Origin of the sequence: Pseudomonas khavaziana (assembly GCF_019145205.1) — a bacterium.
Classification (GTDB): domain Bacteria; phylum Pseudomonadota; class Gammaproteobacteria; order Pseudomonadales; family Pseudomonadaceae; genus Aquipseudomonas; species Aquipseudomonas khavaziana.
Map to the genome: position 1 here is coordinate 195,299 of NZ_JAHSTT010000001.1, position 25,256 is coordinate 220,554.

Sequence of the window (25,256 nt, forward strand, 5' to 3'; positions counted from 1 at the left end):
TTTAAGGATAGGCCATCGTACCTGTGGCCGGGCCGGATTGACTATCGGAGGAGCTGAGGCAGGAGCGGCGATGCCTGGGGGACATATCCCTAAATAACTCTATGTCGCGTTATTGGTACGAATCGACACTCAGGAGGCGACCGAGCTTGTCAGAACGAATACCCCGACATGTCCCGGTTCCAGTCCCTTTTCTGTGAGATAGAATCGATGATCAGTTACTTGCCCAGCCCATCTCATCTGCCACCGCCGGTGGCCCTTGCCACGCCGTCGTCCTTGCCGGTCGAGGCGTCTGCCGTTGCGGTGGACGATAGAACATCCGAAATGCCCACTGTACCTCGTCAACCTGCGTTGTCCCGGTTGCGCCGCAGTATTGAATTGGAAAACCCTCCCGTTGGCGAAGGCGCGCTGATGGCCGGGCAGACGCTTGAGCATTGGCAGCAACTGACGGGGAGCATCCAAAACAACTATCGCCTCGTCACGGCGTTACAACAGATCCAAGAGGCCATTGCCAAGGATCCGAGCCTGGACGTAGCGGCGTTGCTGGAAGCGAAGACGTTTTCCATTCATGAATACTCGGCATTTGCGCGCTCCTATGGCATCGGGCCGGGTGAGGAGGACTCGGTGGCGTGGTTCCTGAGGGAAAACCAAGTGTTGGTCCCGAAAGATCCCGTGCAACTGGCAAACCTGATCGCGGTATTTAAACAGCCGTTACCCGAACCGGCGGATTACGGCAATCACTGGGGGCTGTTGAACCAGCCAGACACCCTGGACAGTGAGGGACGCACGAAGCTGAGCGAAATGGCGACGGCAGAAATGATCAAGCTATCGCCCGGCAATGGCATCTTCCAGGCCTTTTATGAAAGGCATGGGGCCTCGATCCAAGGCATGAGCGCGGCGCAAGTCCTCGAATACATGATGAGCACTGCCGAGATCAAAGGCTTGGGGCAAACGCTGGAAACTGCTTTCAAGAGCGAGGACACGACGGCGTCAGCAGATGCGGTTGATTGGGCATTGACGGCCATGATCCTGGAGCTTGATCCCCAGGCGGGCAGCAAGCGCGGCGTAGTCGCAGGCTACGACCTTTATCAGCCGGCCAACCGGGACGTTCATCCTGCGGTGGTGGTGGCGCGCCTTGAGCAGTATCTGGTGGACCAGGGCAAGGTGCCTGCCGAGATGGCGCCAGCCGCCGCACGTATGCTGCTTGCAGGGTCTGAACCGGCATTTATAGTCGCGGATATGCCCAGTAACATGGAGGTCAAGTCTGCAGCGTTTACCCGACTGTCGGCGGTTGTGCAGGCGCAAGAGTTCTGGTCGCCGGGAATAGCGACACACACCGATTTTAAAGCCTTCATGCGCCTGGGCGAGCTGAGTCCTGTTTCAGCCGCGCAGGTCATTATCGAGGCCAAGGCTCAGGCCAGCGCATTGACTCAGTGGGGCATCGCCCAGGGCATAATTGATCGAAGGGACGATGACGATTATACGGTGCAAGAGGTGACTAAGGTCCGCGAGGCCTTCGATCTGGAGCTCACCGCGCTGAAAAAAGCCCATGCCCAGTTAAGCGCGCCCATGCCGACTCGTGAAGGCATTGCGACTGGCAACCTGGAAAGTGTCTACAGAAACGGTCCGTTTGATGTGCGCAACACGCGCATCGTTAATATCGATGCCAGTGAGAGCGACGAGCACTCATTACTGGACATCTACATGTCAGGGAAAATGGACCGTATTCCCAGAAAGGAGCGCTACGACTTTCAGATTGGTAACCGTTTTGTGCGGGTCAGGCCGCTTCCTGACGTCAATGCGCAGTTCAATACTCAGTTCGATGATTACTTCAACGGTTTGAAAGAGGGGGTCACGACCACCGTCAAACACCAGTTGTCGCAGCTACCCTTGGAAGACAGGCAAACCATCGCGTCGGGTAAGGTCGAGTTTTTCTCCCTGCGCAAAGCCAGTGTCGCGGAGGCTGAAGGGGAAGAGTCTGATGCCCAGGCACGCGCTGCCAAGGGGCGTTATGGGCTGTTGATGCGCGTTCTGACCAAGATCGACCCAAGTGGCAGCGACCAGGACGAAAAGAACCTGCGGCATGTCTACTACGAAGTATTTCCTCTACAAGGCACCATTCGCCGTCGCGACGACCTGCCACGCTATTTGCCTAATCCCCCGCCTCGGGTCGCCAACGCTGAAACTTACACCACTACCCAGACCAAAGGGGTCAGTGTCGCGGTCGATTATGAAGCCTATGAAAGCAGCACCCCATCCCAGCCAGGCAAAGTCTCGCAAGGGCTCCTGACGCAGCGGCTCGATGGGCCTTACTTGCCCGAGCCGCGCCCAGGACAGGTCGCCAATGCAGCGGATGCCATGAATGCGCGGTTCGACACGATTGCCGATGTGGTGGCCGGCCACCTGCTGCATGATCGCGAAGCGATGCAGGCTGGCGCCAGGGGTGTGACCAGGGTGGAAGAGGAAGAGGCCGGTATCAAGGCTGGCCATGACTTTGTAAAAGGGCTGATCCCATTCGTAAATGCGATTGAAAACGCCGTCAACGGTAATACCGGCGCGGCGATTCGGGATTTTGCGCTGGACATTTTCGGTTTCATCGTTCCAGTCGCCAAGGGCGTGGGCCAAGCGGGTAAAGCCTTGGGCAACCTGAGCGGAAAACTTGGCGCGCGAGCGTTCAAGGCGTCCGATAAGGTCCTGCGCTCGACTGTCAGTGGCTTGAACCCTGCTGATGGGCTTGGAGACCTGGCGGAAGGCTTGGCAAGGGGTGGCAAGTCGGTATTGAAGAGCAGCTACAAGGAGTTGAAGGAAATATTGCAGAAGCAATCTTCTTCTCTAGAGGACACCGTCAAATTGTCCGACGCGGCGTCCGACGTTGCCGGTATCCGCCGCGACTACAGCGCTCACGCCATGCCTGAGGATTTTCTGGAGGGCCGTCCCTTAAGGGGGGACGGTACTTACCAGGTAGACGATGATTTCTATGTCAACTTTACCGATGGCACAGGCGAGAGCCGGGCATTTCTGGTTGAGCGTCGCTACCAGGGCGGAGGCAGACCGATTCGGGTCATTGATCCTGAAACTAAAAACCAGGTGATGGTGCTGGTGCCCAAAGGTAATGGCGAATGGCGATTGGCAGGCAATGTCGGTGCGGGCAGAAAGGCTACGGACGTGGACAGTATCAGGCTGCAACCGCAAAAAAACGCGCGCAAAGGCAATCCGCCTTCACCCTCTATCGTGAGTCGCCCTTTGACCAATCATCCTGATTGGTCTTCGGTATTGGATTCGGGCTTTCACAATGGGCAGCCGGTCTATATCCACTACACCAGCAAGGAAGGCGCCGAAGCGATCGCTCGAGCCCAAGGTATCAATGACCTGGCCCGAGGTGAAACACGCGCGGGTTCAAAGGGCGGCGTGTACGTAAATCCTCCCGGCCAACAACTCAACAGTGAGAACGTTGAAACCCTGTTGTTCCTGGGCAATGAACGCTATGCGGGCAGAGGCGACTACAAGGTGATATTCAGCACCGACCAGGTGCCAAAGGAGTTGGGTCCCGTCACTGCCGGCAGCCAGATCGTTGAGCTCAAGATGGACAAGGAAATCAAGCTGACGTCGTCGAACTTCCTGTATTTGGGGCCGAACACGTTCCCCGATTATTTCGGTTGAGGACGTGCTGAAACAGCTGTGAACGAGCAGAAAAAAGCCCCCACCCAACCCACTGCGGATAGGGGACGCAATGGGCTGGGCGAGGGCTTCTTGTACGACTGTTTTACTGCGCGATAGTTTTCACCGACACGCCACGTTCAACCGGCGTCGAGCGACCGTAGATATCTTCGAAGCGCTCGATATCGTCTTCGCCCAGGTAACTGCCCGATTGAACTTCGATGATTTCCAACGGGATCTTGCCCGGATTGCGCAGGCGGTGCACCGAGGCGATCGGGATGTAGGTGGACTGGTTCTCGCAGAGCAGGAACACGTTCTCATCACAGGTGACTTCGGCGGTGCCGCTGACCACGATCCAGTGTTCGGCGCGGTGGTGGTGCATCTGCAGCGACAGGCAGGCGCCCGGCTTGACCGAGATGTGCTTGACCTGGAAGCGTCCGCCCATGTCCACCGAGTCGTAGGAGCCCCATGGGCGATAGACCTCGCAGTGGTTCTGGGTTTCGCTGCGGCCTTGCTCGTTGAGCGTATTGACCATCTGCTTGACGCCCTGGACCTTGTCCTTGTGGGCAATCATCATCGCGTCCTTGGTTTCCACCACCACGATGTTGTCCAGGCCGATCACCGACACCAGTTTGCCGTTGCCATGCACCATGCAGTTGCGGCTGTCCTGGATTACCACGTCGCCTTTGCTGACGTTGCCGTTGGCGTCTTTGTCATTGACCGCCCACAGCGAGGCCCAGCAACCCACGTCGCTCCAGCCGGCGCTCAATGGCACCACGCAGGCGCGCTGGGTTTTTTCCATCACCGCGTAGTCGATGGAATTGTCCGGGCAGCAGGCGAAGGTCGCATCGTCGAAGGTCACGGTGTCGTGGGTCTGCTCGCTGCGCTCCAGGGTCAGCACGCAGGTGTCATAGATGTCCGGATCGTGCTTTTTCAGCTCTTCAAGGAAGCGGCTGGCACGGAACAGGAACATGCCGCTGTTCCAGAAGTAACCACCGCTTTTGACGAACTCGATGGCACGTTTTTCATCGGGTTTTTCCACGAATTGCTGCACACGGCTCACGCCTTCGGGCAGCAGCGAGTCGTTGGTGGACTTGATGTAGCCGTAGCCGGTTTCCGGACGGGTCGCCGGTACGCCGAACAGCACCATCTCGCCACGCTCGGCCGCCACGGTGGCCAGGGCCAGGGCACGTTGCAGGGCTTTCTGGTCGTCGATCACGTGGTCGGCGGGCAGTACCAACATCAGATCGTCACGACCTTCGTTGACCAGCATCATCGCGGTCAGGGCCACGGCCGGTGCGGTGTTGCGGCCAAAGGGCTCCATCAGGATGCGCTGGCATTCGAGCTTACGTGCGCTCAGTTGCTCATTGACGATGAAGCGGTGGTCCTTGTTGCAGACCACGATAGGGGCGTCCATACCTTCGAACACCAGGCGCTCCAGGGTTTGCTGGAACAGCGTGTGCTCGCCGGTCAGGGCCAGGAATTGCTTGGGGAACTGCTTACGCGAAAGCGGCCAAAGACGTGAGCCGCTACCACCGGAAAGGATTACTGGGATCATGGGTGTTTCTCCTTGAATCAGTTTGGGTCAGAGCTACGAAGGTTTGTCGTTTCACTCTTGTTTTTGTCTCGGTCCGAACTGACAGCCTTGCCCCCTGTAGGAGCGAGCTTGCTCGCGAAGCACTTCCAGGCAACGCGGTCATCCAGAATGCCCGCGTCATCGTCGGCGATTTTCGCGAGCAGGCTCGCTCCTACAGTGGGTTGCGTTCAGTCCGGGAAATCGTTAGCGGGTCGACACTGGGCGTTTGACCCAGACTGGCGACAGGCTCGAACCGGAACCGGTGACGTACAGCACCGCTGCCTCACCACGCTCCAGGGCCACCGGCTTCACATCGCCGACCTTCTTGTCGCCGTCATACAGCGCCAGGCTTACCTTCACCGGGTTGATCTCGCGCTCGCCACGGCCCTTGGCGGCCACCGACTTGACCACATCGGTTTTGCCGTCGGCAGTTTTCAGGGTCAGGGCCTTGTCGCTGAGGTTCTGCACGCGTACCAGGGATTTCTGCTTGTTCTTGAACGGCGGCTCTTCGATCAGCTGAGGCTGGCCGCTGCTGTTGTTGACCAGGGTGTAGTAGTGATCGGCAGCGAGTTTGACCGGCACGGTCTGGCTGCCGACCTTGGCGCTGTAGTCACCGCCCGGCATGAAGCTGAAGTCGCTGCTGGCCAATGGCGCCACGTCGCTGAGGTTGGTGCTGCCGACGGTGGCGCTGACTTCCTGGTTGCTGGCGTTGTAGATGCGCACGAAGCTCGAGCCCTTTGGTGCGGTTGGGCCGTACAGGGCGGCGTCACCACCGGCGAAGGCGGACATCGATACGAAGCTCAAGCCGGCAGCGATGGCCAGGGTCTTGGCGAGACGACGCGGAGTAGTAGTGAAAGTCATGTGAGTTACCTCTCTTTCAGTTTTGCGCCCGGTCGGGCGTCTCGGGTTTCTGATTTTTAAAAGCAGGTGTGTTGCTTGCCATGTTCTGTTGGCGCGAACCAGCTTGTTTAAGCTGCGCAACCCACGATGGGTCGGCATCACCGATTTCGTTATTCACGGGCAGATAGCGTTCGGGGAATTCCCAGATCAGCACCTGCGGCGGGTTGTTCTTGAAGTCGTCGCTTTTCAGATAGCTGAGCATCGGCAGGATCGGGCCGTGGCCGTCTTCGGCGTAGCTGACCACGTCGCTGCCCAGGGCTTGCTTGAGGGCGCCGACGAAGTTCCAGTTGGGGTTGGCGCTGTAGCTGGTGCCCACCAGGGCCACCGGGGTTTCGCTGTCGCTGAACAGCGCGTCGTCGCCTTGGGTTTCGGCCAGGTGCGTGACGCGTTTTTCCAGCGGCTCTTTAGGCGGCATCAGGTTTTCGAACAGCGGGTCCAGGGGCAGGAACAAACGCAGGTCGCCTTTGTGCGGCTCGGTTTTCTCCGCTTCGGTGACAAAGCGCTGTGGCTCGCCGCTCAGCGGGGTCTTGTCGGCAATGGTCTTCGCTAGTTGCTTGGCGGCGATTTCCGCGCCATCCGGCGTCCAGTGGGTGTCGGTGCGCAGGAACACCTGCTTGCCGCCCAGCTTGGCCTGTTGCAGCGGGCCGAGCAGGTCCGGGGCCGGGATGTTGTCGGCGGCGACCCGGGCGTGGAAGTCCTGGTACAGGTTGGCGTGAATGCTCGCCGGTTTCACCTCACCCAGGTGTTCCGGATACAGGCGCACCTTGGCCGGCACGATCGCCATCACCAGTTGAATGCCTTGAGCCTTGAGCTTCTGGCGCACGCCTTCGACCAGCGCGTAGTTGCCTTGCAGGTTCTGGTCCTCGTTGACGGCAGGGTTGAATTCCTCGTCGCTGTACAGCCAGTGATCGCGACCCAGCACCACGCCAGGGCGACCTTCATTGAACAGCTTGTAGTCCAGCGCTGCCCATAGGTTGGTGCCGATGCGCTTGATCGGGAACTCGTCGTCGTAGTGGGTCTCGACGGCCTTGGTCCAGCGCCCGTTAAGCACGGTGGCGTCAGCATTGGTGCTGAAGCCCAGGAAACTGCGCAGCGACCAGGCGCCCAGGGCCAGCAACAGCACCATGAACAGGCTGATGTAGAGGACGCGTAATGAACGGGTCATGATCGGCTCCCTCAGAATTGGAAGTAAAGGAACGGCGAGAAACTCTGCGCCGACAGTTTCAGGATCGACGCCACGAACAGCAGCAGCACCGCGCCGCGCATGGCGTAGCGTGGCCAGTCAGCGGTCCAGTAGGCCGGTTGCACGGCGGCGTCACGGCCCACGCTGAAACCAGGCTCGTGGATGCTGCCCGGGTTGTCGCCAGGCACCGCCTTGATCAGGCTCGGGTCAGCAGGCTTGGTCTTCTCGGCAGGGCGATTGGTGTAGAAGTCGCGCAGGCCGAAGAACGCCAGGGTTGCGTAGGCCACCACCAGGGTCGCCACTTGCAGGCCGGTGAGGTTGGCGCGGTTGAGTTCCGACAGCGACCACTCGCCAAAGCTGAACATCGCACCGTACATACGCCCGGCAACGTGCAGGTTTTCAGCGCGGAAGATCACCCAACCCATCACCACCAGCAGGAAGGTGAAGGCCCAGCGCAGCACATTGAAGCTGCGCGGCGCGGTGTTCAGGCCGATGGCTTTTTCAATCGCCAGCCACATGCCGTGCCAGGCGCCCCAGACGATGTAGGTGATGTTGGCACCGTGCCACAGGCCACCGAGCAGCATGGTCAGGAACAGGTTGCGATAGGTGGTCAGCGTGCCTTTGCGGTTGCCGCCCAGGGTGATGTACAGGTAGTCACGCAGCCAGGTGGAGAGGCTGATGTGCCAGCGCCGCCAGAACTCGGTGATCGACTGGCTGATGTACGGCTGCTTGAAGTTTTCCATGAAGCGGAAACCCATCATCAAGCCCAGGCCGATGGCCATGTCGCTGTAGCCGGAGAAGTCGAAGTACAGCTGCGCGGTGTAAGCCAGTGCACCCAGCCAGGCATCGCCGGTGGTGGGGTTTTGCAGGGCGAAACAATGGTCGGCCACCACCGCCAGGGTGTCGGCAATAAAGACTTTCTTGATGAAACCCTGCATGAACCGCGTGCAGCCCTCGGAGAACTTGTCGAGGGTGTGGGTGCGGTTGTTGAACTGGTCGGCCAGGTCACGGAAGCGCAACACCGGGCCTGCAATCAAGTGCGGGAAGATCGCCACGAACGCCGCGAAGTCGATCAGGTTGCGAGTCGCCGGGGTATCGCCACGGTACACGTCGATGATGTAGCTGATGGACTCGAAGATGTAGAACGAGATCCCGATCGGCAACAGCACGTGGGTGAGGATAAACGGCTCCAGACCCGCCGACTTCATCATCACATTGATGCTGTCGACGCCGAAGTTGGCGTACTTGAAGTAGCCGAGGATGCACAGGTCGACGGCCACGCCGAGCAGCAGCCAGCGCTGCGCCGGCTTGGTGCGCACGCCGGCGGCACCGACCTTGAGGCCGATCCAGTAGTTCCACAGCGTGACGGCGGCGAACAGCGCCAGGAAGTCCACTCGCCACCAGGCGTAGAACACGTAGCTGGCAATCAGCAGCAGCAGATTGCGATAGCGTTGCCCGCTCAAGTAGTACAAGCCGAGAAAGATCGGCAAGAACAGAAACAGGAACACATTGGACGAGAAAACCATCCCGATCTCTCCATGTTTAACCAACAGTCAAGGGCCAGAGCCCCCCCAAACCCCCCCACGATTTCGGGGGAGGCTGTATTGCATTTCTACTGACGAAACCGGCTTCAAATGTGGGAGGGGGCTTGCTCCCGATAGCAGTGTTTCATTGAACACAGACGGCGACTGTTACACCGCCATCGGGAGCAAGCCCCCTCCCACATTTTTTACCGAGTTCACTCAGGAACCTTTGTTGCCTTTTTCATGCGCCGGGTCATAGACCTTGGTCAGGTCGCCACCCAGGCGGAACGTCTTGAACGGCTGCATCTCATGCTTGCGCTCGATCACATCCGGCGCGCAGGTGTAGAGCGTGCAGAAGGGCTCAAGCCAGGCAAATTTCATGTCTTGCTTGAGGTCCTTCATGTCCTGCTCCTTGCCGTTCTTCTGCTCGAAGATGTCCGGGTCTTTCACCCCGGCCAGCACCTTGTCGCCCAGACGCTTGAGCGCGCCGTTGTTTTCCTGGCGCAGGTCCACGCCATTGACCAGGGCAAAGCTGGCGATCATCGACAGCGGTGGCAGGGCGTAGTTGTGATACGACAAAGCCCGTTGCTGACGCTTCAATTCGTTGGGCAGGAAGCCCTGGTCGTCGACCTGGTTCACGCCGACCTTGTATTCCTTCACCGCCCAATCAAACAGGTCGCGGCGGTTGGTGGCGATGGAAGTTGCCATCACCGACCAGGCGGCCCAGTAGGAGTGGTTGTTGGTTTTTTCCAGCGGCAGGTTGTCCCAGTCGCTCACCACCTGGTCGGCCAGTTTGTTGAACCAGGCTTCGATCTGCTGGGCTTCCTGCGGGTGCTTGGCCAGCGGTTGCGATTCGGAGAACTTCAGGCGTACGTAGGCCGAAGCCATGCTGCCCAGTGCCCATTTGCGCATGGACTTGCCGGTGTGGTTGAAGTCCTTGGACATCAGCGCGTCGGCCTTGGCCCACGACACCAGCCAGTTCAGCGTGCATTCGAGCTGCTGGGGGCGGCCGTCACGCATGAACTGCATCACGCGTTTGCTGGTGTCTTTCTCCAGTTTGGTGATGTCGGCGGTGCTGTCGCGAAAGGCCTTTTCGGATTGCACATTCAGCGTGGAGCGCGCCTTGTCCGAACCTTCGTACTTGCTGCGAAACTGCAACGGCCCGGTGTAGGGCGTCGGCATGGTGTCGCAGTTTTCCTTGAAATCGCCGGTCTTGAACGCTTCGATCGGTGCGAAATAGCCCTGGGGCGGACGCAGTGGCGCAGCGGCGTTAGCGGCCCCGGCGAAGATCGCCAGGCCCAGCAACGATGGAATCAATAACTTTTGCATAAGTAACCTCATTGCCCGGTTGAAGCGGTTTGTTGACCGCCGGCTGGGAATACGTTGCGTGTGCAAATTTTCGCTTCGACCTTCTGCGCGGCAGCACCCTGTTCCGGGCCCTGCACTTCCACGGCCAGCAAGTTCTGCGAGGCCCAGTCTTCATCGGTGCGCAGTTCAAAGGCGAAACGCCCGTCTGTATCGGATGTCTCGGGTTTCTCGATCTTGATGTCTTCGTGGCGACCGTTCATGTACCAGAGGGTGGCTTGCAAGGTTTTCACCGACGGATCGGCGAAGCGGATATCGACCTGATGGTTGGCGTTGCGCAGGTCTTTGTTGGCACTGTTGACCATCAGCTCGTTCTTGCCGGGCTTGAGGGTGGTGCTGGCGGACATCTGCGCAGTCTTGCCTTCGCACCCGTTGTCCAGCAGCGCCATCATCTGGCGATAGATGGTTTCCTGGTCGAGGCGGTACAGCGGCGAGAATTCCCAGATCAGGATCTTCGGCGGAGTCTTCTGGAATTCGTCGCTGCCCAGGTACTGGATCATCGACCCTTCCAGGCCACCGCCGGGGAAGGCGACGTTGAGGATGTCGGCACCGATTTCCTCCTGGAGGAAGCCGGCGAAGTTATAGTTCTTGCCGCTGTGGCTGGTGCCCACCAGGGTGATCTGCGGGTTGCCCGAATCGCTGAACAGGTCGCCGTCACCGGCTTCGCCCTTGGGCTCGGTGGTGAACTGGTCCATGTACTGGATCGCATAGCTGGTGCCGCACAGTTGCCCGGCCATGTTGTGCAGGGTGCCGGTCTTGCCCATGCGGCCCGAGCGCTTGGTCTCGAATTCGCGCTTGGGAATCTCGGCGTACTCGGGCATCTGCTTGACCTTGGCCGCGACGATTTTCGCCGTGCGCTGGGCGCCGTACGGGGTCCAGTGCTGGTCGCCGCGGAAGTAAAAATCGTGGGCCGGCAATTCGTCCGGTAATTGCTCGTTGGTCAGAGGCGACAGGTCCGGTACCACGTAACCCATCTTGGCGAAACGGCCAAGCATGGTCTTGTAGTTGGTCAGGGCCTTGTCGAAGTTGAATTTGGCTTTTTCTTCAGGGTTGAGCTTGTTGCGGTTCACCAGGCCACGGGTCGGCTGGTAAACCACCACCAGCTCCACGCCCTTGGCCTTGAACGCATCGTGCAACTGCTGCATGCGTTTGTAGCCGGCCGGTGTGGTGTCGAATTCGGTGCGCAGGTCTTCCTGGGTACGGAACAGCCAGTCGCCCTGGGCTTGGACCAGGGTTGTGAAGTTCTGCTGGTAGCGCGTGGTGTAGTTCTTCGCGTCATGGGCGGCCGGGCACAGGCTGCAGCATGGCTCGGCGGTGAAGGTCGGCGCCTTGGCCTCGTCGGCGCGCACGCCCTGGCTGGCCGCAAGCAGGCCGAGGGTCAGACCCGAGAGGCTCAGCAGTTTGATCATGTGTGGGTGCATAAGGGTCATCCTCAGTCCTGCAGTTCGGTCTGGCGTTCGACGGGGTCGATCAGCACGGCTTTCTGCTGGCGCACCAGCAAGTCGAGAATTTCTTCCTGGCGCTCGCCAAGAATGCCGTTGAAGCTGATGCCACTGGATTTGGTCGGCGCCAGCATCGACACGCGGTACAGCTCGACACTCAACGGCGAATCGATGGACAGCGGCCCGCTGCCGTTGCCCGCCAGTTCACCGCCAACCACGATCAGCGAGACCTTGGCGTCGAATGGGTCGAGGGCAATGTCGCGGTCGGTGTCGGTCAAGTCCTTGATGTGGCCGTAGAGCCCCGTCAGACCGTTGGCCATCGAGGTGTTTTCGTAGAGCTTGATGTTCACGCTGTTACGCACACGAATGCCGTGGCGACGATTGGCGATGACCTTGTTGCCCCACAACAGGTTGTCGCCACTCTCATAGAGCGTGATGCCGTCGGTGTGGTTGCGGTAGATCTCGTTGTCGGCGATCAGGTTGTTCACGCTGTTACGGTCGATCACCAGGCCCGAAAGTTTGTTGTCGTAGCTGCGGTTGTTGAAGATGAAGCTGTCGTTCACTTCCCGGGAAATGATGATGCCGTGCTTCTTCTTGGTGCCGTACACCGTGTTGTCGGCGATGATCAGGCCGTGGGAACGGTCGTGGGGGTCAATGCCGTAGACGATGTTGTCTTTGTAGGTATTGCCCTTGATCACAAAGCCCGTTGTCTCGTAGCAGTAGAAGCCGTACCACATGTCCGAGAACTCGGAGTCGATAATCCAGCCGGTTGGCTCGGGACGCTTGAGCACCTTGGCCATGTTCGGCGTGTACTGGGAAATACTCACCCCGTAGGACTTACTGTTGGCGTAGCCGAAGCTGGCCATCTTGGTCTTGGAGATATAGGTCTCGGTGCCGCCCCAGGCCAGCAGGAACGGGCGGAATTCCTTGGCCGACTTGAACAGCGCCGGGCCGTTGGCTTTTTCATCCCAGCCGGTGACCTTGGTATCGCGCACAAACAGCTGGCCGTCGTTGATCAAAAACGCGCCGGCTTGCTGGGACAGGCGCAATTCCTGGGTATTTTTGTCGATATCGAGGATGCCCTTGCGCCCCACCACGATCGGCAGCTTGGCCAAAAACACACCCGGCGACGTTTCGCTGAAGTACTGCTTGGGCACCTTGCCCAGCAGGTCCTTGAGGTTCATGTAGCCATCGTCGACAAAGATCGCCTGGGGAATGCCGTGCTGGCGCACTACCCATTCGGCCATCTTGTTATCGCCGCCGATAAAATCCTTGAGCGCGTCTTCCTGCATCATGCGGCGCACGCTGATCTTGCCCGGCTTGGTCTTGACGATCTTCTTTTCCATGGCTGCGGCGGTGTAGCCCGACAGGTCCGGCAGGGCAGGCTTGGCCATTTCCAGCGGCGCGGTGGGCGGGCTGGAAATGGTGTAGGTCTTGGCCTGTTGCAGTTCCTTGGCGATGATCGGCGCCTTGGCCGTCGTATCGGCGAACGCTGTGGCGCTGGCCAACAGCATTGCCGCGACGAGTAGGCTTTGAGCATTCATGGCGCAGGCTCCCATCAGAATTTCCAGACCACGTCGACAAACGCGCGGTGCATGTAGGAGTCGACCTGGCTGCCATAGGCGTCGCCCGGCTTGAACACACCGGCACGCAAGCGCACCAGGGCCGACGGCTCGTCGATCGACTGGCTCAGCGCGGCGGGCAACAAGCCTTTCTTGAAGTACTTGGTGACCACCAGGTCCATCTCCTGGCCGAGGTCTTTCTTACCGTCTTCCAAGGGCAGGGAAGTGCTGGAGAGGATCGCGCCGGTAACGTCATCGGTGTTGTTCTGCACTGCATCGATACCGTTGCTGCCCACCGGCTTGTTGCCGTCCACGCGCCAGAACTTGTGGTACACCAGGCTGGCGTCGTAGTCCTCGCGCAACTGCCACGAACCGAACAGGCTCATGGACTGCATGTTGTTCATCTCGCCGCGATACGCTTCGCCGAAGCGGTGTACGCGGGATTGGGTGCCGGTCCAGTTCGAACGGTTGCTTTGCAGGCCGTTCTGCTCGTACTCGGCGCTGGCGCGGGAGTAGGCCGCGCCCACTTGCCATTGCGGGTCCAGACGCAGGCGCACGCCGAGGTCGGTGACCCAGCCGCTCACGTTATCGCTGCGCTTGGCATTGGTCGGGCGGGTGCCGTCGGCGTTCAAGGCGTTGACCGTGTCGCGGTCGCCGCGCATGCCGGTGATGCTGGCCCAGTAGTTGACGGTGTTGGTATTGCGCCAGTTGTAGGCGTCGCTGTTGGCTTCGATACCGAGCCAGGTCAGGTCGCCGTTCTCGCGCTTGTCCAACGGGTCTGTGGCCACGCCCGGTTCGGCGTAGTCGAGCTTGCCGTCGTCATGGGTATGGTGACCGCGCAGGCCGATCCACTGTCCCGGCGTCCACTGGTAGGCGGCGTCGGCGTAGAAGTGCTGGCGGTCCTTGTCGACTGGCGACAGTTCCTTGAGGTCGGTGCGGTACTCGCTGAAACGTTCGGCGGCGCCGACATTAGCCTTGAGCAAGGTGGTGTCGAAGGTCCAGTTCAGCGCTTCGATGTTGGTGTCGCGCCATTGGCCGTCGTCATTGCGCAGGCGCTGGCGACCGAACTTGAGGATCTCTCCGGGGTAGGGCGTGAAGCCGCTGTAGCCGACCCAGAACTCGCGCAGGGCCAGGTAGTTTTTCTTGGCCTTGCGGTCGTCGTTGCTCGACTGTTCGGTGGTGTCATCGGCCGACTGTTGCAGGGTGTCGGTCTCGATGATGTCGCTGGATACCACCGCCTGGCCCATGGCGTAGGCACTCCACGCGCCGCTTTCGCCGTAGATCCAGGGGCGCAGGTCGAGGCCGATGCCGTTGACGTCGCCGCCTTTCTGGGTGCCGAGGTCGCGGTCGTCTTCGGACTGTGCAGTGGCTTTGACTTCCAGGCCGAAGTTCTTGGCTTCGGTCAGCGCGGCCAGGGTCGGGCACGACCACAGCAGGGCGAAGGTCAGGCCGATGCCGGCCTTGACGAATGGGTTGAGCTTCATAGGGATTCCTCGCCGTCTTCTTCTTGCAGGGCGTGCAGTTGCAGCGTGCTTTGGGCCAGGGTGCCGCGGGCGGCCAGTTCCTGTTGCACCAGGCGTTGGCCTTCGGCGCGTTGCTCAGGCGTCAGCGGCGCTTCGAGCTGGGTGGCCAGGTCATTGGCCTCAGGCGTGTCCTGGGCCTTGGCCAGTTGGCTGAAGACATAGGCGTTCAATGGGTCGGGCTTGGTGCCCTTGCCTTGGGAAAACAGTTGGGCGATGGCAAAGTCGGCGCTGTTCTGGCCGTTGCGCGCAGCGGTCAGCAGGTGGTCCAGGGCCTTTTGCGGGTAGACTTTTCCCAGGTAGCCACGGCGGTAGATCTGGCCGAGGTAGTAATCGGCGGCCACTTCACGGCCCACGGCTTTTTCGAAGTGGGCTTCGGCGGCCTTGGCGTCGGCCGGCACCCACTTGCCTTCGTAGTAGAGCTTGCCCAGCAGCAATTCGGCGCGCGGCTGGTCGGCGGCGCGGCCGTTGTCGAGGTACTTCATCATCTGGTCGACGTCGCCCATTTCGGGGAAGTCGTAGAGCAGTTGCGCCAGGCTGACCCAGGAGGCCGGGTAGGCAGGGGCGATTTTTTCAAGCAAAGCCTGGGCGGTTTTTTCGTCCGGCGTGCCGAGGCTGGCATCACCGAGTACGCGGGCGACGCTGTCGACGCGCTGGGCGGTGACGCTGCCTCGGCTGTAGCCGGCTTCCATTTGCTTGAGCAGTTCGGCCTGTTGTTCCGGCTGGGCTTTTTTCTGGTAGACCGTGGCCAACTCGACATAACAGATATCGGTGGTATTCAACGCGGCCTTGCAAATGCGCTCCACATCATCCAGGTGCTGGTCGTAAGTGTCCTGGGTGCGATACAGCAACACCTGGGCCAGGCCGGCTTCCGGGTAACCGGCCGCTTGCCACTTGCTGATCTGCTGCTGGGCATTCACGTTGGGGAAGCTGTGGGGATATTGCAGGTACAGCATCGCCAGCGGGATCAGGGTGTTGCCTTCGCCATTGGCAAAGGCTTTTTTCAGCAGGCTCTCGGCTTCATGGTGTTCAGCTTCGGTGGCGCCGGGCTTGGCCACCAGCAGGCGGCCGAGGCGTGCCTGGGCGCGAGGCGAAGTGTCCGCCGCCGCACGGTAAGTGGCTTCGGCCTGTTTGATCTGCGCCGGATCGCGGGTGCCTACCTGGATATCGGCCAGTCCTACCTGAGCCTCGCTGTAGCCCAGGTCTGCCAGTTGCTGGTAATTCTGCTGGGCGGTGACAGTATCGCCGCGTTTCAATGCTTCGTTGGCTAAACGCTGATCTGGCAAACCGGCACAGCCGGCCAGGCTCACCGCAACAGCCAGCAACGCCACCGAAGTCATGTGGGATAGGCTTTTGTGGCGAGGGAGCTTGCTCCCGCTGGGCAGGGCTGGCGCTCCAGTGCGTAGCGCTCCCGAAAAAGCCGGCTCCAGCTGCGCTGTCGAGCGGGAGCAAGCTCCCTCGCCACAGCAAGCCCGCTCCCACAGGGATTGTGTTGTTCTTGAAATAGGGTTCACAGGCATGTCCTCGCTTACAGACCGTGAGCCATGGCTTTATCGATCAGCCAGTTCAGGGACGGGCCACGGTCGCTGGTGACTTCCACCGGGCGGCCGGCGTAGGTGCTGTCCAATGGTGCATCCGGCTTGATCTGCACGCGGATGTCAGAGGACAAGTCGGCGCTGTTCAGGCTGGTGCTGCTGACGATGGTGCCGGTGCGAACCTGTTCTTCGTCGGCCACCTGGAAGCTCACCGGCGTACCTGGGCGCACATCACCGAACTGGCGGTAGGTGAAGCGTGCTTCCACATTGGCCTGGCTGCCGCGTGGCACCAGTTGGAAGATCACATCACCCTTGCTGGCGTACTGGCCGTCGGCGACCAGTTGCTGGGCCACCACGCAATCGCATGGCGAGGTCAGGGTGCCGGTCATTTGCTTGCCGAACAGCTCTTCGACCTTGGCCGGCTGCAGTTGGTCTTCGTCCAGGTGGCCCTTGAGGACGTCGAGCATGCTGGTGCTGAAAGTTGCCAGTGGCGCGCCTTTGGCCGCAACCGAATCGCCTTTGAGCAGGCTCTGCACGGTGCCGTCACGCGGCATGGTCACGTTCATGCCCGGCACGCTGACGAGGCCGGCCTGGGCGTGGCTGACGAAGTACATGCCGTAGAGGGACTTGAAGACAAACCCGAACGCGGCCAGGCCGACCAGGAAAATCGCCAGGCTGAACGTCACGGCGCGCAGGCGACCGAATGCGGTCATGCCGCTGCCGCCGTCCTTGACCTTGCGTGCCTTGGTGAAGTTGTCGCGTTGCAGGGTCGCCAGCACGTCGCCCATGGTCACGATGTCGCCGGACAGGTGCGAGGTGATCAGGTGGCGCAGGGTGGAAATATCCTGCGCGTCGAGGTTCTGGAACTGGCAGCCGGTGCGGCCGGTCTGGCGGTCGTAGGAGCGAATCTGCAGCTCCACATCCATGGCCAGGCCGAGGTTATCGATGACGAATTGCAGGCGACCCTTGTGCACCTGGCCGACGGTGAGCGGCTGGGTTGCGGTAAAGGCCAGGCCGCCGGCGGACAGGTCGATGACCCGCGCTTCAGTCGGCGTGCGGTCGCTGTTGAAGAAGCGCAGCTTGGCCGGGATTTTGACCCGGGCGTGCTGGCGCTGGGCTTCGGATTCGTGGACAACGTTGGCGTTTACTTGGCTGTTCATAATGTTCTAGTTCCTAGTTAATTCAGGCTTGGCAGGGTCAGACCATCATCAGCAACACGGCAACGAAGATGCTGCCGGCGGAGAAGGTCATGGTCCGAGACGACCAGGTGTTGAACCAACGTTGAAAGCTGGCCAAATCGCGGGTCAGTTTGGTGTCCTGGCGGGTCCAGGACTGTTGATCAAGGCGGAAGAACACGTAGATCTTCACCAACGCGCCCATGATCTGGTTGTAATAGAGAATCATCGGGTAAGCCGGGCCGATCTTGTGGCCCGAGCACGACAGCAGCAGGGTCAGGATCAGGCGGGTAAGGCCGATCCACAGCAGGTAGACCAGGATGAACGCGCCGCCGTACTTGAAGGTGGCGATCATCGCCACGGTCAGGCCGAGCAGCGACGTCCACATCGACACGCGCTGGTCGAACAGCACTACGCTGGTGAACAGGCCGAGGCGACGTACACCCAGGCCGAGGGCACGGGAATTCTGGCGCAGGTTGTTGCCGTACCAGCGGAACATCAGCTTGCGGCTGGCCTTGATAAAGCTCTTTTCCGGCGGGTGTTCCACGGTGTTGATCGCGGCGTCCGGCACGTAGAAGGTGTCGTAGCCCAGGCGCATCAGGCTGAACCAGCTGGACTTGTCATCGCCGGTCAGGAACTTGAAGCGCCCCAGGCGCCAGTGTTGCAGCGAGTCGCTTTCCACGTCGGCGATAAAGCCCGGGTCAGTGACCACGCTGGCACGGAATACCGACATGCGCCCGGTCATGGTCAGCACGCGCTTGGACAGGGCCATGGAGCACATGTTGATGTGGCGCTGAGCGAAGCGCAGCTTGTGCCACTCGCTCATGATGTAGCCGCCGCGCACTTCGCAGAATTCGTTGGTGGTCAGGCCGCCGACATTGCCGAACAACTGGAACCAAGGCACGGTCTTGCGCACCACGCCTTCAGCGAGCACGGTGTCGCCATCGATTACGGCTACCACGGCGCGCTCATCCGGCAGATGGCGGGAGATGGCGCGGAAGCCGAAGGCCAGGCCGTCACGCTTGCCGGTACCGGCGATGCGCACGAAGTCGAGCTTGACGTGGGCCGGCGGGTTCATTTTTTCCCAGAGGCTCTTGACCAGCAGCTCATCGGACATTTCCACCAGCGAGCAGACCACGGTAGTAGGGAAGCCGCATTCGATGGCTTCACGGATCACCGAGCTGTAGACCTGGGCGGTGGTCAGCGCGTCGATGCGAAAACTGGTGACCATCAGGAACACATGGGACGGGTCGGCGGCCTTGCCCAGCTTGCGCACTTTGCGGCGCAGGTGCGGGTAGACCACGTACAGGAACAGCATGCCGCGAAAGAAATGCGTCGCGCCCATGGAGTAGCGCCAGATACCCACGGCACCAATCAGGAAAATAAAATTCTTCGATTGCGAGTCGAAGGTGCTCGCCGGCAACAGCAGGGCGAGACCCATCAGCAGGCTGAGGAAGAACAACCAGCCGGCCGCTTGCAGAAATACATGTTTTAACTTGGACATAAGCGTCATCCGCAGGGGGAGGAGGCTTCAGGCTGCAAGCGCTGGGGATAAAGACACTTGCAGCCTGAAACTTGCCGTTGCTGTTACCAGCAAATACCTTCGGTACGGCCGCTCACGCTGGTGGCCTTGGACATGAAGCCCACCAGGTCGACCACTTGCTTGCCATGCGGGGCGTTCTGCGCCAGGGCACGGAACTTCTCATCGCGGTTGCCCAGGATGATCACGTCGGAGTTGTTGATCACGTCGTCGAAGTTCGAGTTGAGCAGGGACGACACGTGGGGGATCTTGCCTTCGATGTAGTCCTTGTTCGCACCGTGCACACGGGCGTACTCGACGTTGCTGTCGTAGATGCTCAGGTCGTAGCCCTTGCCGATCAGCATTTCCGCCAGTTCCACCAGTGGGCTTTCACGCAGGTCGTCGGTACCGGCCTTGAAGCTCAGGCCCAGCAGCGCGACTTTGCGTTTGTCGTGGCTGGAAACGATGTCGAAGGCGTTCTGTACCTGGGACTCGTTGCTGCGCATCAGCGAGTTGAGCAACGGCGCTTCCACGTCCAGGGAACCGGCGCGGTAGGTCAGGGCACGCACGTCTTTTGGCAGGCACGAACCGCCGAAGGCGAAGCCTGGACGCATGTAGTACTGGGACAGGTTGAGGGTCTTGTCCTGGCACACCACTTCCATCACTTCGCGACCATCGACGCCGACGGCCTTGGCGATGTTGCCGATCTCGTTGGCGAAGGTGACCTTGGTGGCATGCCACACGTTGCAGGTGTACTTGATCATCTCGGCAACGGCGATGTCCTTGCGGATGATCGGGGCGTCGAGTTCTTCGTACAGCGACTGCAGGACATCGCCGGAGGCTTTGTCGAACTCGCCGATGACGGTCATCGGTGGCAGGTCGTAGTCAGCGATAGCGGTGGATTCACGCAGGAATTCCGGGTTGACCGCAACGCCGAAGTCGACGCCGGCTTTCTTGCCGGAGCAGTCTTCGAGAATCGGGATCACCACGTTGGCCACGGTGCCTGGCAATACGGTGCTGCGCACCACGATGGTGTGGCGGGTGGTCTTGTCACGCAGTACAAAACCGATTTCGCGGCATACCGACTCGATGTAGTTCAGTTCCAGGTCGCCGTTTTTCTTGCTCGGCGTACCCACGCAGATCATCGACAGGTCGGTGTCGCGGATGGCTTCGGCGAAGTTGGTGGTACCGCGCAGTCGACCGGTTGCGATGCCTTGGCTCAACAGTTCGCCCAGACCTGGTTCAACGATGGGGGATTTACCCGCATTGATCAGGTCGATCTTTTCCTTGGAGATGTCTACGCCGACCACTTCATGGCCACGGGCAGACAGGCAACCGGCACACACTGCGCCAACGTAACCCAAACCAAATATGCTGATGCGCATCGCAATTACCTCTTTGTTTAATTCATGCCATTAAATGGCCGGAGTTCATGTTTGCAAGCGTCACTGATGCCGCGAAAGTTAGGCGAATAGACGCCGACTCACCGCGTGCAGGCATGTTGAATAGTGAGTGACTAACTATTGCACTCAAGTTGTGCGCAACTTGGCCTTTTTATTGGGGCTTGCCCTGAAATGCAGCCGGGCTTCCTTGGCGGAGGGCTCCGGCGCCAGTGCCGCAGGGCTTTGATACAGGCCATAAGCCTTTTGATATCAATGCCTTGGGTCTTCACCACTGGCTCATTTAGGTCAGCGCTGCCTTGGCCTTCAGGGGTTGGCAATAAGTGCTTATCGCTACCCTCAACTCAAACAGTTGATGTTATGACCATAGAGTCAAAGTGTTTTATGACAACTTGACTACTTCCATTGGTCGCTGTGTAAGTCATCTCTTACGTAAACAGAGAATTTCGTTACCGGTGGTATGAGCGGCGCTTCAGGATGAAGTTCCTGGCCGCTCATCCTGTTTCCGGAAATTTCTTGAAATATTAGAAAAGATGGCACTGGTACTATAGTGATAGCACTTGCTATTTAGGCCAGTAGTTGTGGGGAGTTGGTGCGCGGGGATAGTTTTATGCCACTACTGATTAAAAAAAGTGGTGCCACTACGAAAAAAACCGACGAGTGTCGAGTGAAGAAATCGTTAGGGTTGTATCTGGATGTTTTTCTGGCGCCAAATAAATGACGATTTATGGTTTGGAATACAAACAAAATGTGGGAGGGGGCTTGCTCCCGATAGCGGTGCGTCAGTCACTGAAGTGTTGACTGAAATACCGCAATCGGGAGCAAGCCCCCTCCCACATTTGATTCGCAGTGTCTGTGCAGCCTTATTCCGGTGCGTGATCGCGCAAGAACACCAGGTTATCCGGCTTGGACTGCTCCGCATTGAAGCGATAGCCCTGTACATCGAACTGCTTGAGCTTGGCCGGGTCGTTGATGCGCTCTTCGATCACAAAGCGGCTCATCATGCCCCGGGCCTTCTTCGCGTAGAAGCTGATGATCTTGTACTGGCCGTTCTTCAGGTCCTTGAACTCGGTGTTGATGACCCGCGCATTCAGGGCCGGGCGCTTGACCGCCGAGAAGTACTCGTTGGAGGCCAGGTTGAGCAGCACGTCATCGCCCTGTGCGGCCAATGCTTCGTTCAGCCATTCGCTGATGCGTGTGCCCCAGAACGCGTAAAGGTCCTTGCCGCGGGCGTTGGCCAGCTTGGTGCCCATCTCCAGGCGGTAGGGCATCATCAGGTCCAGGGGGCGCAGCAGGCCGTAGAGGCCCGAGAGCATGCGCAGGTGATCCTGGGCGTAGCTGAAATCGGCATCGCTGAAGGTCTCGGCGTTCAGGCCGGTGTACACATCGCCCTTGAATGCCAGCAGCGCCTGCTTGGCATTGGCCGGGGTGAAGGCGGGCGTCCAGCTGCCGAAGCGGGCGGCGTTGAGGCCACCGATCTTGTCGGAGACGTGCATCAACTCGCTGATTTGCGCCGGGCTCAGCTTGCGCAGTTGTTCGATCAGTTCCTGGGAGTGGTCCAGGTATTGCGGCTGGGTGAAGCGCGCAGTGACCGGCTTGGACTCGAAGTCGAGGGTTTTGGCGGGGGAAATCACCATCAGCATGAAGTTGGCTCCTGGAATCGTGGCGTGATTCTAGGGGGTTGAAGCGTTCGACTCCACCTATCAAGCTGATAGGCCCTGTTTTGTGTAGGAGCGAGCTTGCTCGCGAAAATCTTCCAGGCACCGTGTTTATTCAGTCTGCCAGCGTGATCGTTGACGACTTTCGCGAGCAAGCTCGCTCCTACACAATAAGGGTGAACCAGTCCGCTATGATGGGCGGTAACTCTGGAAAGGAAGACCCCGTGTGCGATTAGCGCTTTTATTGTCGGCTTGTTTGCTGTGCGTCACCGCCCAAGCCGCGCCGGTTGACGTAGCCAGCCTCGACCGTGGTACCTGGCCGGAAAAACTCAGCAGCCCGGCGCTGTTCGATGTGGCTTCGCGTGCGGAAATTCTGATGTTCGCCCACGGCCTGCTCGCCAGCGAAGCCCTGGACGACGCCGCGCTAAAGCAGCGGTTGGGGTTGAAGATCATCAATCTAGCGGCCATCGACGACCTGCGTCGCCAGCTCTGGCAACGGCTGTTGGAGAACTACAGCTTCGCCCAAAAGAGCTGCGAAGAAGATGCTTCGTTCTGCTACCTGGTGGAAAGCATGGACGACCTGCGCGAGCAGGCCGGCAAATTCGAGGTCAGTGACAACTCCTTCTATATAGGCTGGGCCGCCCCCAGCCGGCACTTCCACGAGCGCTATCTCGACGAACTGCTGCGCAAGGCCGCGCTGTTTCCGCAGATCAGCAGTGAAGTGGCACGCTTTGGCGACCATGAGCGCAATGGCGACGAGCTCAATGACCGCATGTTCCTGCTGACCTTCGATGGCGGCCCGGCACCGGTTGGCGGCAATACCGACTGGCTCACCGACTACCTGCGCAAGCAGAAGATGAACGCCACCTTCTTTACCCTTGGCAGCAGCTTGCAAACCCGGGTAGAGCGTAGTTCTGCCGCCGATGTGCAGGCGCTGTACCAGGGGCAGTGCGTAGGTATCCAGGGGTGGGAGTACCGTTCCCACAGCCATTGGGTCGACTGGCAAAGCTCCATCACCCGCAGTGCCGCGCTGGTGCAGAACCTGATGCCGGAAAACTATCTGCCGCTGTTCCGCCCACCCTATGGGCAGCGCCGCGCGGACAGCCAGGGTTTCTTCCAGCAGCAGGGCTTGCAGGTGGCGTTGTGGGATATTGATTCCCAGGACGAGCCGGGCAAGCTCAAGGCCGATGAGTCGGCGCAGCGGGTGCTGACGCTGATGCTGCTATGGCGCAAAGGCGTGATTGCCTTTCACGACACCCAGGACAAGGCGCGGGTGGCAATACCGATGCTGTTGCAGGCAACGGCGCAGAGTGGCTTGGGTTGGCAGGAGTGCCGCGAGGCGTTTCGTTGAGAATGCCCGGCCCTGTTAGGGATGAGGGATTTTCGGGGTGATTTGCTGCGACATTTCGATGCAGGCGGACTTCCGACTTTAACGGGGCAGCTGGCACTCGGCTAGTGCTATTCGTCATCCTGAAAAATAAACTTCAAAAAAGCGTCAAAGTGCTTTTTCCTGTCATGGGTTTTGCGGTATTACGAAGTCAGACCGCCGAACCCTGCAACACAGGTGGCGTCTTCCAAGACTCCTCATGTGGGCACTGCACTTGACGTCACTCAGGTGTGGTCGGTGGTCGAATCGAGGCGCAGCACCGCCCAGGTATTGCGTCGACTGGCTCCCACAAAGGTGACCGAGTATGGATGATCATGGACGCACCCCTTCTTCCGACCAGCCAATCCTTTATGTGCTTGATACCAACGTATTGATCCACGATCCAAACGCACTGCTTAACTTCGAAGAACACCACGTCGCCATTCCGATGATCGTGCTTGAGGAGCTCGACAAACTCAAAAGCGGCCACCACAGCGTTGCCGCCGAATGCCGCCAGGCCATCCGCCTGATCGACAAGACGTTGGGCGAAGCCTCGCCCGAGGATGTTGAGGTCGGCGTGCCGATCCAGCGTGGCAAGAGCGGGCCCAAGGGCTTGCTGTCGATCCTGATGAGCAAGCGCAGCGAGCCCAACAGCCTGCTGCCGGAAAACCTCAACGACAACAAGATCATCAACCAATTGATCGACCTGCACGCCCGCGACAAGGACCTGCGCGTGGTGCTGGTGACCAAAGACATCAATATGCGCCTCAAGGCACGAGCGTGTGGGATCGCTGCCGAGGACTACAGCACCGACCAACTGGTCGACGACGTGTCGATGCTCTCCCGTGGTTATCACATGATGACCGGCTCGTTCTGGGACCGTGTCAGCAAGGTCGAGACCCGCCAGGACCACGGCCGCACCTGGCACCAGGTGCAGCTGATCGACAACCTGCCGGCTGTGCACATCAATGAATTCATCGTCGACGAACAGGGCTTCGTGGGCTGGATCAAAGAGATCCAGGTCGACAAGCTGCTGATCCTCGACCTGCATCAGGAACCCCTGTTGCACCAGGAAGCCTGGGGCCTGAAACCGCGTGATATCTACCAGAGCCTGGCGCTGTACGCGCTGCTCGACCCGGACATCCACCTGGTCAACCTGACCGGTGCCGCAGGTTCGGGGAAAACCATCCTCGCCCTGGCTGCCGCCATCGAGCAAACTATGGTGACCAAGCGCTATCGCCGTATCATCGCCACCCGCAGCGTGCAGGGCCTGGACCAGGAAATCGGCTTCCTGCCCGGCACCGAGGCGGAAAAAATGGAACCGTGGCTGGGAGCGATCACCGACAACCTCGAAGCCTTGCACATGGATGACGAAAACACCCATGGCAGCGTCGACTACATCCTCAGCAAAGTGCCGTTGCAGTTCAAATCCCTCAACTACATACGCGGGCGCAGCTTCCAGCAGAGCCTGATCCTGATCGATGAATGCCAGAACCTTACCCCGCACCAGATGAAAACCATCATCACCCGTGCCGGCGCCGGTTCCAAAGTGGTGTGCCTGGGCAACCTGGCACAGATCGACACCCCTTACCTGTCCGCGACCAGCTCCGGGCTTACCTACCTGACGGAACGTTTCAAAGACTTCCCCAACGGCGTGCATATCGCGCTGCAAGGGGTGCCTCGTTCGATCCTGGCTGAATACGCCGAATCCCACCTGTAAGCAATAAGTGGCTAAATGCCACGAACCACCCCGGATTTTTCACGAAATCCGGGGTTTTTGTTGTGGGCGACATTTGCCTGCGATAACGCGCCCTGGGTGCTTGTGGTTTTTGTAATTATTTTGTTACATTTTTTCTCGCGGTAAAAACAATAAGAACA

16 protein-coding genes are annotated in these 25,256 nt (G+C 59.6%); 3 read left to right on the forward strand and 13 right to left on the reverse strand.

What is annotated here, in order from left to right; all coding sequences use genetic code 11:
• Positions 1-207 precede the first annotated feature (207 nt).
• Positions 208-3,657: a hypothetical protein gene (locus KVH01_RS00880; protein WP_225923936.1), complete on the forward strand. Its 3,450-nt coding sequence runs from the start codon at positions 208-210 to the stop codon at positions 3,655-3,657.
• A gap of 103 nt (positions 3,658-3,760) precedes the next feature.
• Here KVH01_RS00880 and KVH01_RS00885 read toward each other — a convergent pair whose 3' ends face one another.
• The 13 genes from KVH01_RS00885 to yaaA all read right to left on the reverse strand — a co-directional run bounded on the left by KVH01_RS00885 (position 3,761) and on the right by yaaA (position 21,997).
• On the reverse strand, positions 3,761-5,212 hold the full coding sequence (locus KVH01_RS00885) for a mannose-1-phosphate guanylyltransferase/mannose-6-phosphate isomerase (protein WP_043049781.1): 1,452 nt from the start codon (positions 5,210-5,212) through the stop codon (positions 3,761-3,763).
• A gap of 222 nt (positions 5,213-5,434) precedes the next feature.
• Entirely contained in the window at positions 5,435-6,091 is a 657-nt protein-coding gene (locus KVH01_RS00890) for an alginate O-acetyltransferase AlgF (RefSeq protein WP_043049782.1), read from the reverse strand.
• 16 nt (positions 6,092-6,107) lie between these two features.
• Entirely contained in the window at positions 6,108-7,295 is a 1,188-nt protein-coding gene (locus KVH01_RS00895; RefSeq protein WP_217880131.1) for an alginate O-acetyltransferase, read from the reverse strand.
• Positions 7,296-7,306: 11 nt separating this feature from the next.
• The gene (locus tag KVH01_RS00900; RefSeq protein WP_217880132.1) at positions 7,307-8,839 is read right to left on the reverse strand and encodes an MBOAT family O-acyltransferase; all 1,533 of its coding nucleotides are present in this window, start codon (positions 8,837-8,839) and stop codon (positions 7,307-7,309) included.
• A gap of 216 nt (positions 8,840-9,055) precedes the next feature.
• Positions 9,056-10,165 (reverse strand): mannuronate-specific alginate lyase, encoded by a 1,110-nt coding sequence (locus KVH01_RS00905; protein ID WP_217880133.1) that lies wholly within the window; start codon positions 10,163-10,165, stop codon positions 9,056-9,058.
• A gap of 8 nt (positions 10,166-10,173) precedes the next feature.
• On the reverse strand, positions 10,174-11,622 hold the full coding sequence (locus tag KVH01_RS00910) for an alginate O-acetyltransferase (protein WP_217880134.1): 1,449 nt from the start codon (positions 11,620-11,622) through the stop codon (positions 10,174-10,176).
• Between the two features lie 11 nt (positions 11,623-11,633).
• The gene (algG, locus tag KVH01_RS00915) at positions 11,634-13,202 is read right to left on the reverse strand and encodes a mannuronan 5-epimerase AlgG (RefSeq protein ID WP_043049786.1); all 1,569 of its coding nucleotides are present in this window, start codon (positions 13,200-13,202) and stop codon (positions 11,634-11,636) included.
• The gene (locus KVH01_RS00920; RefSeq protein ID WP_217880135.1) at positions 13,202-14,689 is read right to left on the reverse strand and encodes an alginate export family protein; all 1,488 of its coding nucleotides are present in this window, start codon (positions 14,687-14,689) and stop codon (positions 13,202-13,204) included. The genes algG and KVH01_RS00920 overlap by 1 nt, the downstream gene beginning before the upstream one ends.
• Positions 14,686-16,065 carry an alginate biosynthesis TPR repeat lipoprotein AlgK gene (algK, locus tag KVH01_RS00925; protein ID WP_043049788.1) on the reverse strand — a complete coding sequence of 460 codons (1,380 nt, stop codon included), beginning with the start codon at positions 16,063-16,065 and terminating at the stop codon, positions 14,686-14,688. The genes KVH01_RS00920 and algK overlap by 4 nt, the downstream gene beginning before the upstream one ends.
• A gap of 188 nt (positions 16,066-16,253) precedes the next feature.
• Entirely contained in the window at positions 16,254-17,420 is a 1,167-nt protein-coding gene (locus KVH01_RS00930) for an alginate biosynthesis protein Alg44 (RefSeq protein WP_005785015.1), read from the reverse strand.
• 37 nt (positions 17,421-17,457) lie between these two features.
• The gene (gene alg8, locus KVH01_RS00935) at positions 17,458-18,939 is read right to left on the reverse strand and encodes a mannuronan synthase (RefSeq protein ID WP_217880136.1); all 1,482 of its coding nucleotides are present in this window, start codon (positions 18,937-18,939) and stop codon (positions 17,458-17,460) included.
• 83 nt (positions 18,940-19,022) lie between these two features.
• Positions 19,023-20,339, reverse strand: a complete 1,317-nt coding sequence (locus KVH01_RS00940) for a nucleotide sugar dehydrogenase (RefSeq protein ID WP_217880137.1) — start codon at positions 20,337-20,339, stop codon at positions 19,023-19,025.
• An 878-nt stretch (positions 20,340-21,217) separates the two neighbouring features.
• Positions 21,218-21,997, reverse strand: a complete 780-nt coding sequence (gene yaaA / locus KVH01_RS00945; RefSeq protein ID WP_217880138.1) for a peroxide stress protein YaaA — start codon at positions 21,995-21,997, stop codon at positions 21,218-21,220.
• A 241-nt stretch (positions 21,998-22,238) separates the two neighbouring features.
• Between yaaA and KVH01_RS00950 the strand changes: the two genes are divergently transcribed.
• Both KVH01_RS00950 and KVH01_RS00955 read left to right on the forward strand, forming a co-directional pair.
• On the forward strand, positions 22,239-23,363 hold the full coding sequence (locus KVH01_RS00950; protein WP_217880139.1) for a polysaccharide deacetylase family protein: 1,125 nt from the start codon (positions 22,239-22,241) through the stop codon (positions 23,361-23,363).
• Positions 23,364-23,703: 340 nt separating this feature from the next.
• A complete protein-coding gene (locus KVH01_RS00955; protein WP_032877681.1) occupies positions 23,704-25,098 on the forward strand; it encodes a PhoH family protein in 1,395 nt (464 codons plus the stop codon).
• The last annotated feature ends 158 nt before the right edge of the window (positions 25,099-25,256 follow it).

Excerpts from the sequence above, each read along its gene's own strand:
- KVH01_RS00880 (WP_225923936.1), top strand. The coding sequence starts at position 208 with ATGATCAGTTACTTGCCCAGCCCATCTCATCTGCCACCGCCGGTGGCC.
- KVH01_RS00885 (WP_043049781.1), bottom strand. The coding sequence starts at position 5,212 with ATGATCCCAGTAATCCTTTCCGGTGGTAGCGGCTCACGTCTTTGGCCG.
- KVH01_RS00890 (WP_043049782.1), bottom strand. The coding sequence starts at position 6,091 with ATGACTTTCACTACTACTCCGCGTCGTCTCGCCAAGACCCTGGCCATC.
- KVH01_RS00895 (WP_217880131.1), bottom strand. The coding sequence starts at position 7,295 with ATGACCCGTTCATTACGCGTCCTCTACATCAGCCTGTTCATGGTGCTG.
- KVH01_RS00900 (WP_217880132.1), bottom strand. The coding sequence starts at position 8,839 with ATGGTTTTCTCGTCCAATGTGTTCCTGTTTCTGTTCTTGCCGATCTTT.
- KVH01_RS00905 (WP_217880133.1), bottom strand. The coding sequence starts at position 10,165 with ATGCAAAAGTTATTGATTCCATCGTTGCTGGGCCTGGCGATCTTCGCC.
- KVH01_RS00910 (WP_217880134.1), bottom strand. The coding sequence starts at position 11,622 with ATGCACCCACACATGATCAAACTGCTGAGCCTCTCGGGTCTGACCCTC.
- algG (WP_043049786.1), bottom strand. The coding sequence starts at position 13,202 with ATGGGAGCCTGCGCCATGAATGCTCAAAGCCTACTCGTCGCGGCAATG.
- KVH01_RS00920 (WP_217880135.1), bottom strand. The coding sequence starts at position 14,689 with ATGAAGCTCAACCCATTCGTCAAGGCCGGCATCGGCCTGACCTTCGCC.
- algK (WP_043049788.1), bottom strand. The coding sequence starts at position 16,065 with ATGACTTCGGTGGCGTTGCTGGCTGTTGCGGTGAGCCTGGCCGGCTGT.
- KVH01_RS00930 (WP_005785015.1), bottom strand. The coding sequence starts at position 17,420 with ATGAACAGCCAAGTAAACGCCAACGTTGTCCACGAATCCGAAGCCCAG.
- alg8 (WP_217880136.1), bottom strand. The coding sequence starts at position 18,939 with ATGTCCAAGTTAAAACATGTATTTCTGCAAGCGGCCGGCTGGTTGTTC.
- KVH01_RS00940 (WP_217880137.1), bottom strand. The coding sequence starts at position 20,339 with ATGCGCATCAGCATATTTGGTTTGGGTTACGTTGGCGCAGTGTGTGCC.
- yaaA (WP_217880138.1), bottom strand. The coding sequence starts at position 21,997 with ATGCTGATGGTGATTTCCCCCGCCAAAACCCTCGACTTCGAGTCCAAG.
- KVH01_RS00955 (WP_032877681.1), top strand. The coding sequence starts at position 23,704 with ATGGATGATCATGGACGCACCCCTTCTTCCGACCAGCCAATCCTTTAT.